Source organism: Nostoc sp. DSM 114160, from assembly GCF_053470305.1.
On the sequence record NZ_JBPFGO010000002.1, the window covers coordinates 200,274 to 215,136 of the forward strand.

The 14,863-nt window shown below is 42.1% G+C and carries 13 protein-coding genes; 4 read left to right on the forward strand and 9 right to left on the reverse strand.

Going from position 1 to position 14,863, the window contains the following annotated elements; genetic code table 11:
* Positions 1-24: 24 nt before the first annotated feature.
* The 4 genes from glgA to NSTCB13_RS17980 form a co-directional block, all read right to left on the reverse strand.
* The gene (glgA, locus tag NSTCB13_RS17965; protein WP_445631421.1) at positions 25-1,464 is read right to left on the reverse strand and encodes a glycogen synthase GlgA; all 1,440 of its coding nucleotides are present in this window, start codon (positions 1,462-1,464) and stop codon (positions 25-27) included.
* 137 nt (positions 1,465-1,601) lie between these two features.
* Positions 1,602-2,573, reverse strand: coding sequence for a hydroxymethylbilane synthase (hemC, locus tag NSTCB13_RS17970; protein ID WP_448273343.1), 972 nt, complete (start codon positions 2,571-2,573; stop codon positions 1,602-1,604).
* A gap of 133 nt (positions 2,574-2,706) precedes the next feature.
* Positions 2,707-2,886, reverse strand: coding sequence for a hypothetical protein (locus NSTCB13_RS17975; protein ID WP_448273344.1), 180 nt, complete (start codon positions 2,884-2,886; stop codon positions 2,707-2,709).
* A 29-nt stretch (positions 2,887-2,915) separates the two neighbouring features.
* Complete coding sequence (locus tag NSTCB13_RS17980) at positions 2,916-3,653, reverse strand: phycobilisome rod-core linker polypeptide (RefSeq protein ID WP_445631419.1); 738 nt, start codon at positions 3,651-3,653, stop codon at positions 2,916-2,918.
* Positions 3,654-4,479: 826 nt separating this feature from the next.
* Here NSTCB13_RS17980 and NSTCB13_RS17985 point away from each other — a divergent pair.
* The gene (locus NSTCB13_RS17985; protein ID WP_445631418.1) at positions 4,480-5,451 is read left to right on the forward strand and encodes a YegS/Rv2252/BmrU family lipid kinase; all 972 of its coding nucleotides are present in this window, start codon (positions 4,480-4,482) and stop codon (positions 5,449-5,451) included.
* Between the two features lie 186 nt (positions 5,452-5,637).
* Positions 5,638-7,188 carry a metallophosphoesterase family protein gene (locus NSTCB13_RS17990; RefSeq protein ID WP_445631417.1) on the forward strand — a complete coding sequence of 517 codons (1,551 nt, stop codon included), beginning with the start codon at positions 5,638-5,640 and terminating at the stop codon, positions 7,186-7,188.
* Positions 7,189-7,314: 126 nt separating this feature from the next.
* Here NSTCB13_RS17990 and NSTCB13_RS17995 read toward each other — a convergent pair whose 3' ends face one another.
* Positions 7,315-7,491, reverse strand: a complete 177-nt coding sequence (locus NSTCB13_RS17995; protein WP_448273345.1) for a hypothetical protein — start codon at positions 7,489-7,491, stop codon at positions 7,315-7,317.
* A 74-nt stretch (positions 7,492-7,565) separates the two neighbouring features.
* On the opposite strand from NSTCB13_RS17995, the gene NSTCB13_RS18000 reads away from it, so the two are divergent.
* On the forward strand, positions 7,566-7,796 hold the full coding sequence (locus NSTCB13_RS18000; RefSeq protein ID WP_448273347.1) for a transposase: 231 nt from the start codon (positions 7,566-7,568) through the stop codon (positions 7,794-7,796).
* A 106-nt stretch (positions 7,797-7,902) separates the two neighbouring features.
* On the opposite strand, the gene NSTCB13_RS18005 is transcribed toward NSTCB13_RS18000, so the two are convergent.
* From NSTCB13_RS18005 to NSTCB13_RS18020, 4 genes are all read right to left on the reverse strand, one after another.
* The gene (locus NSTCB13_RS18005) at positions 7,903-8,310 is read right to left on the reverse strand and encodes a hypothetical protein (RefSeq protein WP_445631415.1); all 408 of its coding nucleotides are present in this window, start codon (positions 8,308-8,310) and stop codon (positions 7,903-7,905) included.
* Between the two features lie 344 nt (positions 8,311-8,654).
* Positions 8,655-9,089 (reverse strand): CAAD domain-containing protein, encoded by a 435-nt coding sequence (locus tag NSTCB13_RS18010; RefSeq protein WP_448273349.1) that lies wholly within the window; start codon positions 9,087-9,089, stop codon positions 8,655-8,657.
* Positions 9,090-9,271: 182 nt separating this feature from the next.
* The gene (locus tag NSTCB13_RS18015) at positions 9,272-9,733 is read right to left on the reverse strand and encodes a BON domain-containing protein (protein WP_292741746.1); all 462 of its coding nucleotides are present in this window, start codon (positions 9,731-9,733) and stop codon (positions 9,272-9,274) included.
* Between the two features lie 142 nt (positions 9,734-9,875).
* A complete protein-coding gene (locus tag NSTCB13_RS18020) occupies positions 9,876-11,156 on the reverse strand; it encodes a general stress protein (protein ID WP_448267232.1) in 1,281 nt (426 codons plus the stop codon).
* A gap of 532 nt (positions 11,157-11,688) precedes the next feature.
* Between NSTCB13_RS18020 and NSTCB13_RS18025 the strand changes: the two genes are divergently transcribed.
* Positions 11,689-14,811, forward strand: coding sequence for an MFS transporter (locus NSTCB13_RS18025; RefSeq protein ID WP_448273351.1), 3,123 nt, complete (start codon positions 11,689-11,691; stop codon positions 14,809-14,811).
* The last annotated feature ends 52 nt before the right edge of the window (positions 14,812-14,863 follow it).

Below are 14,863 nucleotides of genomic sequence, written 5' to 3' on the forward strand. Positions count from 1 at the left end.
CATTTGTACGCTTCTACTGGCGGTTTAGGACTTACTACTGGTGACTGCTTCGTTTAACACTAACTCTGGTTTTGGCGTCTCTTCTTCTTCTGGCAAACCGTAAATCGATCTGTACAACTTCACGTACTGCTTGGCAGATTGATACCAGCTAAAATCTTGACTCATGCCACGTTTTTGTAGTTCTTGCCATTGCGGTTTGAAACGGAAACCTTCCCAAGCGCGGATCATAGAGGTGAAAAGGTCTAACGGTTCATAGCGATCGAAGCAATAACCAGTACCAGCAGCATTTTCAGGGTCGTGATGGCTTACGGTGTCAACTAATCCACCTGTGCGGCGGACAATCGGCACAGAACCGTAACGCAAAGCCATCATTTGACTAATACCGCATGGTTCAAAACGGCTAGGCATCAAGAAAGCATCAGTACCAGCGTAGATCCGGCGAGACAGGGCATCGTTATACAGTAAGTAAGTTGCCATGCGTCCGGGAAAGCGGGATGCTAATTGCCACATCTGAGTTTCATAGTAGCGATCGCCTGTCCCCAACAGCACAAACTGGGCATCTGTATAAGATAGAAAGCGATCGAGGATTTGCAATATTAAATCAATGCCTTTTTGTTCTACTAATCGGGTAACAATCCCAATAAAAAAGGCTTTGGAATTAACTTCTAATCCTACTTCTTGTTGCAAAGCAATTTTATTGGCTTTGCGTTTTTCTAAAGTATCAGCAGTAAAGGTTTGCTCAATGTATTTGTCATTTTCTGGATTATAAACTTCGGTATCAATACCGTTGATAATTCCAGATAATTTACCGCTAATAAAAGACAGCAAACCTTCTAATGTTTCACCGTAAGTAGGTGTCTTGATTTGCTCGGCGTATGTAGGCGAAACTGTATTTACCTTATTGGCAAATTGTACTGCCGCCGCCATTGTGTTGTGTCCTTGCATATACCAGGGACACCAAGTAATTTTCTCTAAATACCAACGCCACGGCCCTTGATAAGCCAAATTATGGATGGTAAACACTGTGGTGATATCAGGATCTTGGTGCATCCATACGGGAATCATTCCTGTATGCCAATCGTGACAATGGATAATATCTGGCTTCCAGTAATTCCAGGCGAACTCTGCTGCACCATTAGCAAACAATGTAAACCGCCAATCTTCATCATCTCCAGAATAGATGCGGCGCGGCATGAAGGCCGGATGTCCAAATAAGTACAAGGGAACATCAGTACCAGGCAGAATACTTTCATACACTGCAAAATGCTGGAACATCGCATCTCCCCACCAGATGGGTTCATAGGGAATTTCCATTTTGTCTGGCAGGAAGCCGTAGTAAGGCAAGAATATCCGCACATCATGCCCCATTTCTCTCAGGACTTTGGGTAATGCCCCGACAACATCACCCATTCCTCCTACTTTCGCAACTGGTGCTGCCTCTGCTGCAACAAATAGAATCCGCATGGTAATTTTTGCTTCCCTGAGTCGATATTGTCAAATTAACTTTCTGAAATCCCGCTCAACGCGAATTGTCGCGTCTGGCACATCTTTAGTGCAACGGCGATCAATTCTTATCTAATCACATTGGCTTGCCCAATTGCTTAGGAACCGCGCTGAATCACCGCAAAAATTTCTGATAAAATTTCTTGCGCTCCCTGTTGCCGCAACAGTTCTGCTAGTTCTGTGCCTAGTGCTTCGGCGTTATTGGCAAGTCCGGTGACGGTATCTTTGACAAACTTTTGACCATCTACACTGGCGACTATCCCGGTTAAAGTTAAATTCTCACCAGATATTTCTGTATTTACACCGATAGGTACTTGACATCCACCCTCTAGAGAACGGAGAAAAGATCGTTCGGCAAGACAGCGATCGTGGGTTTCGGGATGTTCAATTGCTTTGAGTAGAGATAACACTTCACTATCATCAGCACGGCATTCTATCCCCAAAGCTCCTTGTCCAACCGCGTGGAGGGAGATTTCTTTAGGTAAGATTTGATGAACGCGATCGCCCATTCCCAATCTCTCTAATCCTGCTGCTGCCAAAATCAAAGCATCATATTCGCCTGCATCCAGTTTTGCCAACCGTGTAATCAAGTTTCCCCGCACATCCTTAAAGGTAAAGTGAGGAAAATGATGGCGTAACTGTGCTAAACGCCGCAGCGAAGATGTACCAATTACCGCACCTTCTGGTAATGTATCGATTTGTTTATCTTTGTGCTTTTCATGCACCACTAATGCATCGGCTGGGTTTTCTCGTTCAGTGATTGCTGCTAACGTTAACCCTTCTGGTAAGTGAGTCGGCAGATCCTTGAGAGAATGAACCGCAAAGTCAATCTCTTGATCGATCATTCCGAGTTCAAGTTCTTTAGTAAAAAGTCCTTTATCGCCAATCTTAGCTAATGCTACATCCAAGATTTTATCGCCTTGGGTAGACATGGTGTGGACTTCAAAAGTGAGATCGGGAAAGGCTTTCTGGAGTTGCTCTTGTACCCAGTAGGTCTGAACCAGAGCAAGTTGGCTTTTGCGCGAACCAATCCGAATAGTGCGTGGGGGACTAGAAACAACTGAAGTCATAAAACAATATATCAAAGGAGGCGATAAATTCACTCTCATCTAGACTACCGTAGTCAGGGACTCATGCGAATTTTGGGTTTTGGATTTGGGATTTTGGATTACAATTCTTTACCAAAAGCTTGTTTGTGAAATCTCAAATATGTAGAAGGGGATGGGGAATCGGGAATCGGGAATGGAGAAAAGGAATTTTCATTGCTCCTTGTGAGCGGACTTTAGCTAACTCTTGAGTTCGTTGTTGAACGCAGTGTTCTAATTCAGGGTTGAGTGTTTGTAGCTGTTTGTAATGTTCTGACTGTTGAAGGCGATCGCTCATAATGGCGATCGCTACATCTCAAGTTTCAGCTAGTACCCACCAAATTTTGGCAAATAACCGAATGTAGTCAGCAAACTAAACAAGGCAATCAGTACCAGTGTCGAAGCTAATAGCAATAACACCACATCTCTGTCAGAACTACGTAAGAAGGTCTGTAAATTAAAAGGCTCAACCTGCTTTCTCGTCAAGGGAAGCGGCAATTTATCGCGATAATCTTCGCCATAACGAGCCATTCTGGCAAAAGGTAATTCCCCTAGAGAGCGTCCTTGTAAAATCCGTCGCCGTTGATAGGGGACTGTATTGTAACCAAAGTTACTCATGTACTCCTCACTATCCACCAAATCGTCGATAAACCTGTGCAGTCCTTTACTAGCTAGCACAATTGACCAGGCTAGTTTTTCGCGTTCATTGTAAACCTCGCGACCCAATAAGCGCTGTACGCATATCTGCACAAAGCGGTAATTATTGTTGCTTTCGTAATTGAGTCGTCGAAATGCATCAGATATTGCTAATCCTCGAACGAAATCCCTGACTGTAATTTGACCAGTTCTTAGTTGGGATTCTAGACAGATTTGGCGATTGCTATCTAGCATTTGTTGTTCGTGGAAAATCTGGCGATAGGCTGCCTTAATCAAGGCATCCATTTCTAGTGATGATTGCAGATATTCGGCTGTATAAATTCTAGGTTGCTCGTCGCCAAGAATCTCATATCCAGATACACGATGATTTCGAGATGAGGGGGAATAGCTTAACAAAGGAATAGGCATATTAGAGCTATAAATTTGTAGGGATTGGGAATTATGTATGAGCCAAAACAGTTCCGTTAGCTAGGCGTTGAGTCAGTTTGGATTTCTGAAGATTCCCAACTCAGCATTCCTGAAGGGCATTTAATTTTGCTCTTGTCTCCCTTATCCCCAGTTATTAGCCCTTTGAATTGTAATTACCGCCAAATTGATTAGTAGTATGCCAAATTGAATTTCGTAGTAAGGACTTCAGTCCTTATTTTCTAAGCACTAAAGTGCTTACTACAAACCTTCAAGATTAAGTTAGACATTGTACTAATAGGCTGTAGTGGAACTTTATCTACCTTGAATAAGTTGCTCAAGCAACTTGTCTGATTAATTGAGATAGTAGCTAGATTTACGCATTGATGGGAGCGCAACTGAATAGATGCCTAAAGTTTAATTAAATTGCCTTCGCTACTAAACATACAAACTTGCGATCGCTGATTTCACTTTGCTGAAACTACGACTCAAGAATAGTAATTTGCTCACTTCCCATAATATAGGAATTTCCTAAAACCTGTCTATATACAATTCTGATGATGGCTTTAAATTTTTCTACCGACTAACAAACACCTTTTCAGTTGAGTGATGTTGAAACAGGCAGCTAAAAATAGAGTTCTTTGGGAAGGTTTTAAGAACGATTAAAGGTTCTTGCCTTTTCTTGGTGGTATGATGCGATCGCAGATGGCGCTGAACTTGGTCAATATCTCTAAAAAACTCAGCCCCAAAAGGGAAGTTGAAAATTTACAGGAATGCTAAGAATAATTTGTTATCTTCATTAGTTATCCAAGTTTAGTTATTATACCTTATGAATCGTTCCGCCTGTCTGATCTTCAATCCTGTTGCGGGTCAGGGCGACCCAGATACAGAGCTAGCAGAAATTCGGGCAATATTAGAGCCAGAGATCGATCTAGATATTTATTTTACAACTGAAGAAATCGATGCTGACCAACTGGCATATCAAGCTGTAGAGCGAGGGGTAGATGCAATCATTGCTTCCGGGGGAGATGGTACTCTCTCAATAGCGGCGGCGGCGGTAGTGGGAACTGATATCCCATTTGGGATCATTTCCAGAGGAACAGCGAACGCTTTTGCCACAGCTTTAGGAATTCCTGACACGATCGCAGGTGCGTGTCAGACAATTTTGCAGGGAGCAACCACCCATGTAGACGTAGCCTATTGCAACGATCGCCCAATGGTACTTTTGGCGGGTATTGGCTTTGAAGCTGAAACTGTAGAATTAGCAGATCGAGACGCCAAGAATCGCTTTGGGATGATGGCCTACGTTTTGGCAGGAATCCAGCAATTAAGAAATTTAAAAAACTTTGATGTTGAGATTGAAACTGAAGATAGGATAATTAAAACTAGTGCCTGTGCAGTAACGGTAGCAAATGCCGCGCCTCCCACTTCAGTTTTGGCTCAAGGCCCAGCAGGTCTGGTTTATGATGATGGGTTACTAGATTTAACGATTGTAGCTCCAACTAACAAAGCAGGAGCGATCGCTGCCACGTTTCATCTATTTCAAACGGCTTCCACAGGTAACGCCGTTGAACGAGATGATATTGGTTTCCTGCGAGCCAAACAATTTAAAATTACCACTGAGCCACCACAAAAAGTTGTTCTAGATGGTGAAATAGTAGGCACAACACCTGTAGAAATTAAGTGTGTACCAGCAGGCTTAAGAATTTTCGTACCATTAGTAGAAGAAGTTGAGCCGACCGAAAAACTAGAGGGACTCCCTAATCTAGTTATTGAGATGAAAGATACAGCAGAAGAATGAGGGTATGGGGCATGGAGCATGGGGCATGGGGCATTGGGAAGAGGCAGAGGGGCAGAGGGGCAGAGGGGCAGAGGGGCAGAGGAGAAAGACTTACTGCAACTTCTCCCCTGCTCCCCTGCTCCCCTGCTCCCCTGCTCCCCTGCCCTCCCTGCTCCCCTTCAATTGAAAACTCAGGAGTAGGTTGCATTGAAACTTGTATCCGATCCAGCGATCGCTAAGAAAATTCGGAAAATGAATCAGCGGGTACGGTGGCAAGATCCGTTAATTGTGGAACGGGATATTGACCAAACTCGGCTGGTTTTGGAAGATGGTCAAACAGACAACTCTGAGTTCTCATTTTTAGTTGTCGGTGATAGTGGTTCCGGCAGGCACAGAGGACACAATCCCCAGCGACAAGTAGCTGAACTTATGCTGCCTCATCACAACGAATCCCGTTTTATGCTGCATACGGGGGATGTGATTTATTTAGTGGGATCGAGTGAATATTACCAGCAAAATTTCATCCAGCCTTACCGAGAGTTTATCTCTGGCATAGAGCATCGCAAACGGATTGCTTATGACCAGATGGTTTTTAAGCTGCCCATTTTACCAGTGCCGGGAAATCACGATTACTATAACTTGCCAATCTTATTGAGCTTGGCATCTCTAACAACATTACCCATTCGCCACCTGTTGCGATCGCGGTTAGACCTAGATGTGGGCTTACATGGCTCAGGATGCGGTGACGCTTACGCAAAGGCATTTCTCGACTATCTAAAGGCGTTTCAGCTTCCAGGAGAGTTAGCCAGTCACTTAGATCGGTATTACACAGCCAAGACAGACACAGGTCGTTGTCTTTCCTATCAACCGGGGCAATTTACCCGCCTTCCCAATCGCTATTACACTTTTCGTTATGGCGGTATTGATTTCTTTGCTTTAGATTCTAATACCTTTAACGATCCACCACCGCTACCGAAAACAAAAAAAGGTAACGCCGATCGCAAACTCTTAGAAAAACGTCGTGAAGATTTAGAGCAAGAAAAACTGCAAATTATTGAAACTTCAGCCAAACTTCGACCGGAAAACCCCAGTGAAGCGGATCAATTAGATGACTTCCATGCCAAGATGTCACAAATTGAAGAAATTATTGTTGATATCGATAAGCAACTAGCCACTAATAAAACAACACTGACCGACACTGAACAACTGGATTGGCTCAAGCAAAGATTAATTGAATCTTGGAATAATTCTGAAGTTCGGGGAAGGATAATTTATTTCCATCATCCTCCCTATGTAACTGAGGCGACGAAGTGGCAACAAGCACAAACTCTAATTGTTCGCGATCGCCTGCGTAGCGTACTGGATGCGGTAGCTAAAGAAATCGGTTCCTTAAATCAGGGTCGTCCTTTAGTAGATTTAGTAATAAATGGTCACGCCCACTGCTTGGAACACTTAGAAACAATGGATACGGGACACGCTGATTCTCATATCCACTGGATTGTTTGTGGCGGTAGCGGGTTTAGTTTGCGACGCCAGCGAATTGAAGGAGCAGATTTGATGGAGGAGAATAGATTAGTGGCGCGATCGCATCTGTTCATCGGTCGCAACGGTCAAGGTTCTCAGAAGCGACGACCTTATTCAGGTTTACGTATTGATGTTAAAGGCGATAAACAGCCCAAGTTTATTGTCCGTCCTTTGGTTGCCGAATGGTATCAGCGGCAATGGCATAATCGCGAACTTGAGCCGCTGATTATTTAAGGAATGGGCATTGGAAATTGGGCATTTGTACTAAGCTAAGAGAAGTATTAGGCAAAAGGCTTAGTTTCATTACTCTGCAATTCTCCGACTTTTGGGTGAATTATTAAGTTCACCAACAGTATCAGTTTATTTTCTGGAAGTCATGCGATCGCATCTTTTGCTCAAGGAACCTACAAAGACCTTGACTTTCATCGGAATATATTTTCGGCTAGGATAAAGTGCGTTAATTGGAACTGGAGCCAGTGACCATTGAGACAAGACGTTTACTATATTTCCACTCGGCGTTGTTGCGTGAATAGACAAGATGGTAAATTTTACCTATCGCCTATGTTCGCTCGCAGCCTAGCTCAAAGATGAAGACGAAAGCCCAGTACAAAGTGAAAAATTGGAACGCTTATGATCCAGCACTAAAGCAACGAGGCAGTATAACTTTCTGGGTGAATGAACAGATCATAGAGCAGTGGCGTAACCAACAGAAGACAGGTAGAAAGGGTGCTTCCAATTATTACAGTGACGTGGCGATCGCTACACCGATCGAGGTTGATTACGTTGACTACCAGATATTGCCACTAGCACCGTATCCAGCATTCGCGAAGAAGTCCGTTTAATGGCACTGCTATTCGGCCATAAAATTAGAGACGCAATTATTGCGTCTCTAGAAACCACTTATTTAGCCTTCTTACGTGTAATTGCACCCAGCAAAAGAGTTGTTAATTAAATTATTCCTGGGCCTCTACCGCGACTGTCGCCCTTATCTGTCAACTTGCCTTCCTCATCCTGATTAACTTCTCCAAGTTCTTCGATACGTTCTTGCTTATCTTCTGCGGCTTGCTGGCGTGCATCACCTGGTTCTTCGTAATACATTTCCGGTTCAATTGCATAGTTATTAGACAAACCTTCATTATCTACGGTATAGCCGTCAGTGGTACGTATACTTTCGGAATCGGTTTGATCGTCAGTAGGTGCGTCTGCTTCTTTTTCTTCCGTGGGACGTGTTTTGAATTTATCTCCTTCTCTTTCCATTCTAGCGGCGGTTTCAGCAGGGATAATGCCGCGATCGTAATTATTGACTTCCGCTCTATCGGATGAATCTGTATCTCTCTTAACTGCTTCATTAGCCATAATTTATGTCCTCGTTAAAGAATCTATTAAATAACTTCAGAAACTAGATTAGGCTGTTTCCGATCTCCAAGCTACTATCTTGAGAAGTGACTTAAATTTAAAAATAATGTTATATTCTCTATCTTTTGATGTATCTAAAAGATTAAGATTGAGTCCGGTTAAATACTGTGAATTGACATTTATTGGTAGAACAAGGGTTTTGGTTGAAGTCAACTTAAATATAAAAAGGGCAATTAGAACTGCAACTATAAGAGACCCTATCCAATTCTGCAAAGGCGGACGAGAGTTTGTCTAGCTGCAAATTCTATTTGCCCGTGTAAATTCTTGTTTAATGGATAGAAAATTTACTCGCCCAGGAATTGGTTTTTCAGTGATTGAATTTCATCGGCTAATTCTTGGCGAGTTAAAGCCTTCAGTAGATAACGGAAAACAAACCAACTGGTGTAACTAATTCCAACTAACTCAAAAAGTGGTGATAGTAGAGGAATATCATTGATTGCCGCTAGCACTGTCAGTACTACTCTAGCTGTAATAATCGCTGCCAAAATTAAAGCAACGCTTATTAGAGGCTGCTTGTAGTCCCGAAAAAAGTCACTTAAATATTGGGGCAGTTGCTCTAAAAATTGAGAAACTTGTCTGCTAATTTGCTGCAATTGAGATTCAGGTTCAGATGCTGGGGGTAACTTTGGCAAGTTTGCAGTATCAGTACCTTCAAGTGCTAGCGTACCTTGTGATAAGGAAGCATTGATCGATTCACGTTGCTGTTGTTCGGTTTCCATAGTTTTTATTGTTTGGTAACTACAAGACTTTGTATAACTGTGAGCATCAATGAAATATAGTTATTAAGGTTGTCAGCGATCGATTATTAGTGGTCAGTTAAACTTCTTACTGACCACTCAGGTTTAACAAGAGCAGTTAAATTTGTTTACGGCTAACTGCTCCTTTGGATTTGTTATTTGCCTTAGTTAGTTACTTTGGCAACAGTTGCTTTCACAACTACACTATTAACACCTTTAATTTCCTTAGCTAATTTTTCAATTTTAGCCAATTCCTGCTGATTGGTGACAGTTCCAGCCACAGTCACAACACCACCATCTGCGGCATTAACTGTTAGTTGACTCTTGGGGATATTAGCCTCTAATTTGGAGCGAACTTCACTTTCTAAGTCAGCTTTAGCTCTTTTTGTATCGCCACCAGTGGTATTGTTGCGCTGTTCGCGGGCACGAATATCTTCATTGAGTTGTCTTCTGCGAACTTCACTTTGTGCATCTTTTTGAGAAGCTTCTGTTGTTTTTGCAGTTGGTGTTTGGGGAGCCTCATTAGGATTGTTGGGTGCAGATTCACTTGTTTTAGAAGCGTTATCACAAGCAGCAACGCCAAAAACTAAAAGGCAACTAATTACGAAGGGGGTTAGCTTTTTCATTGGTTTAATTCTGAATCAGAAAGTGAAATCTATTGATATTTACGGCAAAAGTGAGGAGCAAGTTTTGGTAGTCAGGAGCAAAGTTTTCAAATTATTGCTCCTGCAATTTTGTCTAATTAGTGTGAGTGAAAACTACTTTAGGTTAAAGTACTTCATCACGACGATCGACAATAACTACAGCAGGATCGTTTCTATGAGATTCTGTTGAGTAATTGGGGCGAATCGGATCGACTACTGCGGCGTCACTATGCGTTACTCGGTCGGAACCTGGGCGATAGTCACTAATCTCAGTGGCATCATAGATTGCAAATTCTTCAATACCTCGACGCTTAAGAATTGCTTCAGCTTGGTGAATTTCAGCTTCTGTACCATCGAGAATTACTAAATAGTCGCCTCTTTGAAAGCGATCGCTATAGACTCGCGCTCTGTCTTCAGGAATTCCCAAGCCAACAAGTGCGCCGACAATACTACCGGCTGCTGCACCGATCGCGCCACCAGCTAATGTTGTCGCTAAAGCTGTTGCAACTGCGCCACCAGCAATTACAGGCCCGATTCCAGGAATTGCTAGAGTTCCAAGTCCAACTAATAAACCGGTCAAGCCGCCTAGAACACCGCCTGTAGCAGCTCCAGCTTTTGCACCATCGTCTGCTTTATTACCTGTATCAACGTTTCTATCTACATCTACACCACCGATCCCATGACCGTTTGTATCTTTGGCAATGATGGAGACTTGATTCAAGGAAAAACCTGCATCTCGTAATTCTGTAATTGCTGCTTCTGCATCTCGACGATGAGAAAATACCCCGATCGCACGTTTGGAAACACCACTATAACCCGCAGTTGCAGCTGGAGTCACATAACCAGTGGCTGGATTTGTCGCATCTGGGTGGTCGTAAATGCCAAACTCTTCTACACCCTGATGATTTAAAATTGATTCTGCTCTAAGTATTTCTGAATCTGTACCATCAATAATGACTAAATAGTGTCCTCGTCTAACACGTTCGTCGTAAACTTTAGCTCGTTCTTCAGGAATTCCTAAACCAATTAATGCACCAAGTAAACTACCAGCTACTGCACCAATACCAGCGCCAGCGAGAGTTGTAGCTAGGGTAGTTGCTGCGGCTCCAGCCAACATGATTGGCCCAATTCCAGGAATTGCTAAAGTGCCAAGACCAACTAATAAGCCAGTCAATCCGCCCAAAGCACCGCCTGTAGCTGCTCCGACTTTAGCACCTTCGTCAGATTGATCGCCAACGCGATCGCTCACATCCGCACCAGCAATATCGTCTCTGTCACCATCTTGAGTAATGACAGAAACTCTGTTCATGTCAAAGCCAACTTTTTTTAATTCATGTAGGGCATGTTCAACATCTCGACGATGAGAAAATACACCTACAGCACGTTTATGTAGACCGACTACCATTATTCTTTCTCCTCAGCAACAAATCAATTATTTACTAATTCATAGCTCGTAGTAACCCTTATTAATACATGTTTCTATTTAGTTTTCATCAATCGCTTGGGAGAACTTTTCTCTCTATCATTAGATATAGGTGGTTTTATCTAAAGTTAGTAATTAAATCTCTATCAGAAAATATGTTTTATTTTCTAAAGTTTTTATAACAATTATTCTCTGTTTTCAATCTCTTTAATACAATTGATAACAAAATATTCTTTTCTAGGGTTTGCTAGTGTAACTCACCCACTCCAAACTTGCTATATCGGTAGATACAGTTTTACAAAATTCATTTTTGCCCAATATTTTTTTCAAGAAAATATTAATCAAATCATAAATTGTAGTTAACTTATACAAAATAAATATTTATTTTTTTATACGACTTTTGGACAACCAACTTATTACTTAAGAAAGTGTCAGTTTACATAAATGATAATTAAGCTGATAAATAAGCCATTTTATAAATGGGTATTTAATTGAGTAAAAGTGAGAAATTTCTATGTTTCAAGCTGTTTTAAGTATTTTGGAATGGAATCAGCTACCTTTGGGATTAGCGCCGATAACTTTAGCTCAGGAAGTACTAACTCCAGAAGAAACATCAGTTGTTTTTTCTGGACCTAAATTGTTGGTAGCACTGCTAGCTGGGGTTTTGATGGCATTTGCCTTTCAATTATTATTAACAAACTTTTCAGTTGCAGTCGGAATTTCATCTTGGGAAATTGGCTCAGATTCTGACGATCAGTCTGAAAGTTTGGGTAAGACAATTCGTAAAGGTCAAGCTAAAATTGGTGCTTGGGCGTTAATAACCGTTAGTATCGCATTATTTATTGCTTGTTTTTTAGCAGTAAAACTTAGCCTAATCGAAAGCGCATTTTTAGGAGCAATTATTGGTGTAGTCATTTGGTCTACCTATTTTTCACTAGTAATTTGGTTGGGTTCATCAGCAGTAGGTTCTTTAATTGGTTCTATATCGAATACTGTTACTTCTGGTTTTCAAACTCTGATGGGTACGGCAACTGCTGGCATCAGTGCTAATACTGCAAAAAAACAGTTAGTTTCTACTGCTGAAGATATTACAGCCGCAGTCCGGCGGGAATTAACTTCAGGTTTTGATTCTGAAAGTATTAAAAATACTCTCCAAAGTACTTTAGGTTCTCTGCAATTGCCAAAGCTGGATATCAAACAAATTCGCAGTCAATTTGACCAACTTCTTAAAGATACAGATTTGCAATCTGTTGAAAACAGCGAACTTTTACAAAATATCGATCGCCAACAAGTCGTTGATTTAATCAGTAGCCGTAGCGATTTATCTCAAGAAGATATCAATAACATTGCCGACCAATTTGAAGGTGCATGGCAACAAGCTTTAAATCGCAAAAATCCCACCGAACAAGTAATTAATTTACTCAAGTCCGCTACACCAGAAGAACTTAATTCTGAGCAATTAGGTGAACGGCTGCAAGAATTGGTTACAATCGGAGGCGGTAATGGCAATGGTATAATCAAGCAAGCTATTACGTATGGTTTAAGTGCAGCTGCGCCAGCAGTTCTGGAACGGGTAAACCTTTCTAATATTGATGTGAACAAAATTACAACTCAGTTGCAAAAACTGAAAGAAAAAGTTCAAGATGTCGATGTCGAGCAAGTCACAGAACAATTTCAAAAGTTTAGAGAGGAAGCAACTGAGCAAGTATCTACAAAATTACCCATATCATTAGAAAACGCGATTAAGGCAGATGTAGAAGACTACATATTGCATTCGTTCCCTTGGCACTTTAACCGAATTACTCTAATAGATGAATTTAAAGAAGTCATCTATGACGTAAATGCAGATTCAACAACTGTGAGACGGGAGTTGGAAGAAATCAATCAAGAATATTTCACCAACTTACTAAAGCAACGTGGCGATCTTAGCGAAGCTAGGGTGAAAGAAATTTCTGAGCAAATGGAAAGCGATCGCCTGGAAGTTTTAGAAACTGTCAAACAGGCTCAAGCAAGAGAAAAAGGGCAAGATTTCCGCAGCCGCATCGAAGATTATCTGCGTTCGACGGGTAAAGACGAACTTAATCCCGAAGGTATTGAACGGGACTTTGGCAAGTTGCTGGACGATCCCCAAGCTGGCTTTGAAGATTTAAGTAGCCGCTTCGGGCAATTTGACCGCGATACTTTTGTACAATTACTCAGTCAGCGTCAAGATATCAGCGAAGAGGAAGCTAATAATATTGTTAGTCAACTCGAACGCAACCGCGATAATCTTTTGAATCGTGCTAGGGAATTGCAAGAGCAAGCAAAAGCGAAAGCCGATGAACTGCGCCAAAGAGTTGAAGAATATCTGCGAAATACTAACAAAGACGAACTCAATCCCGAAGCGATCAAACGCGAGTTTAGAATTTTGCTAGACGATCCCCAAGCCGGAATTAGCCTTTTACGATCGCGCCTATCCCAATTTGACCGCGATACCTTGGTACAATTGCTCAGTCAGCGTCAAGATTTGAGCGAAGAACAGATAAACGAAACTCTCGATCAGCTTGAAGCAGTCCGAGATAGTATTTTACAAGTACCGCAACAAGCGAAAGAACAGTACGAAAAAACTACAAAAGCGATCGCTGAATATCTCCGCAATACCAACTTGGAAGAACTTAATCCAGAAGGTATCAGAGCCGATTTGGAAAAATTACTCGACGATCCTCAAGCTGGAGCCTTAGCACTGCGCGATCGCTTGTCTCATGTCGATCGAGAAACCTTAGTAAAACTCGTGAGTCAACGCGGCGACTTGAGCCAAGAGCAGGTTAATCAGATCATCGATCGCGCTCAAGATGCCATTGGTGATATCCTGAGAGCGCCACGACGTTTAGCCAAGCGCACCACTCAACAAGCTTTAGATTTTGAAGCCAATCTCGAAGAATATCTGCGTAATACCAACAAAGAAGAACTCAATCCCGAAGGAATCAAACGCGATTTACAATTGCTATTGTCTTCTCCCCGCGCTGGAATTGAGAGTTTAAGCGATCGCGCCGCAAAATTTGACCGTTCGACAATTGTGGCGCTATTATCCCAACGTGAGGATATCTCAGAAGAAGAAGCTAACCGAATTGTCGATCAAATTGATTCTGTTCGCAGTTCGATTGTCGAACAATTCCAGCAGATACAGCAGAAAGTGCAATCAGTGCTAGATGGAGTTTTTGCCAAAGTTCGCAACTATCTCAACTCCCTGAATCGTTCTGAACTCAACTATGAAGGCATTAAGCAAGACTTTGCGAAAGTCTTCGACGATCCCCAAGCCGGATTTGAAGCATTGCGCGATCGCCTCAGTGAATTCGATCGTGATACCTTAGTTGCTGTATTGAGTTCTCGTGAAGATATTTCCGAGGCGGATGCTAACCGCATTATTAACCAAATAGAAGCGGCGCGAGATAGCGTATTGCATCGAGCCGAACGCATTCAGAAAGAAACTCAAAAACGCCTGAAAGCGATTCAAGAGCAAGCTAAAAAGCAAGCCGAAGAAACTAAGAAAACCGTTGCAAATGCTGCATGGTGGATATTTGGGACAGCAATTACTTCTCTTTGTGCCAGTGCGATCGCAGGTGCGATCGCTGTGACTGGGATAACTCTACCTGGGTAAAATATCTCCGTCATCAAGAATTATGAGAAATACAAAGTGGCATTCAGTCTTT

Coding starts and splice junctions, on each gene's coding strand:
- glgA (WP_445631421.1), bottom strand. CDS start 1,464: ATGCGGATTCTATTTGTTGCAGCAGAGGCAGCACCAGTTGCGAAAGTA.
- hemC (WP_448273343.1), bottom strand. CDS start 2,573: ATGACTTCAGTTGTTTCTAGTCCCCCACGCACTATTCGGATTGGTTCG.
- NSTCB13_RS17975 (WP_448273344.1), bottom strand. CDS start 2,886: ATGAGCGATCGCCTTCAACAGTCAGAACATTACAAACAGCTACAAACA.
- NSTCB13_RS17980 (WP_445631419.1), bottom strand. CDS start 3,653: ATGCCTATTCCTTTGTTAAGCTATTCCCCCTCATCTCGAAATCATCGT.
- NSTCB13_RS17985 (WP_445631418.1), top strand. CDS start 4,480: ATGAATCGTTCCGCCTGTCTGATCTTCAATCCTGTTGCGGGTCAGGGC.
- NSTCB13_RS18005 (WP_445631415.1), bottom strand. CDS start 8,310: ATGGCTAATGAAGCAGTTAAGAGAGATACAGATTCATCCGATAGAGCG.
- NSTCB13_RS18010 (WP_448273349.1), bottom strand. CDS start 9,089: ATGGAAACCGAACAACAGCAACGTGAATCGATCAATGCTTCCTTATCA.
- NSTCB13_RS18015 (WP_292741746.1), bottom strand. CDS start 9,733: ATGAAAAAGCTAACCCCCTTCGTAATTAGTTGCCTTTTAGTTTTTGGC.
- NSTCB13_RS18020 (WP_448267232.1), bottom strand. CDS start 11,156: ATGGTAGTCGGTCTACATAAACGTGCTGTAGGTGTATTTTCTCATCGT.
- NSTCB13_RS18025 (WP_448273351.1), top strand. CDS start 11,689: ATGTTTCAAGCTGTTTTAAGTATTTTGGAATGGAATCAGCTACCTTTG.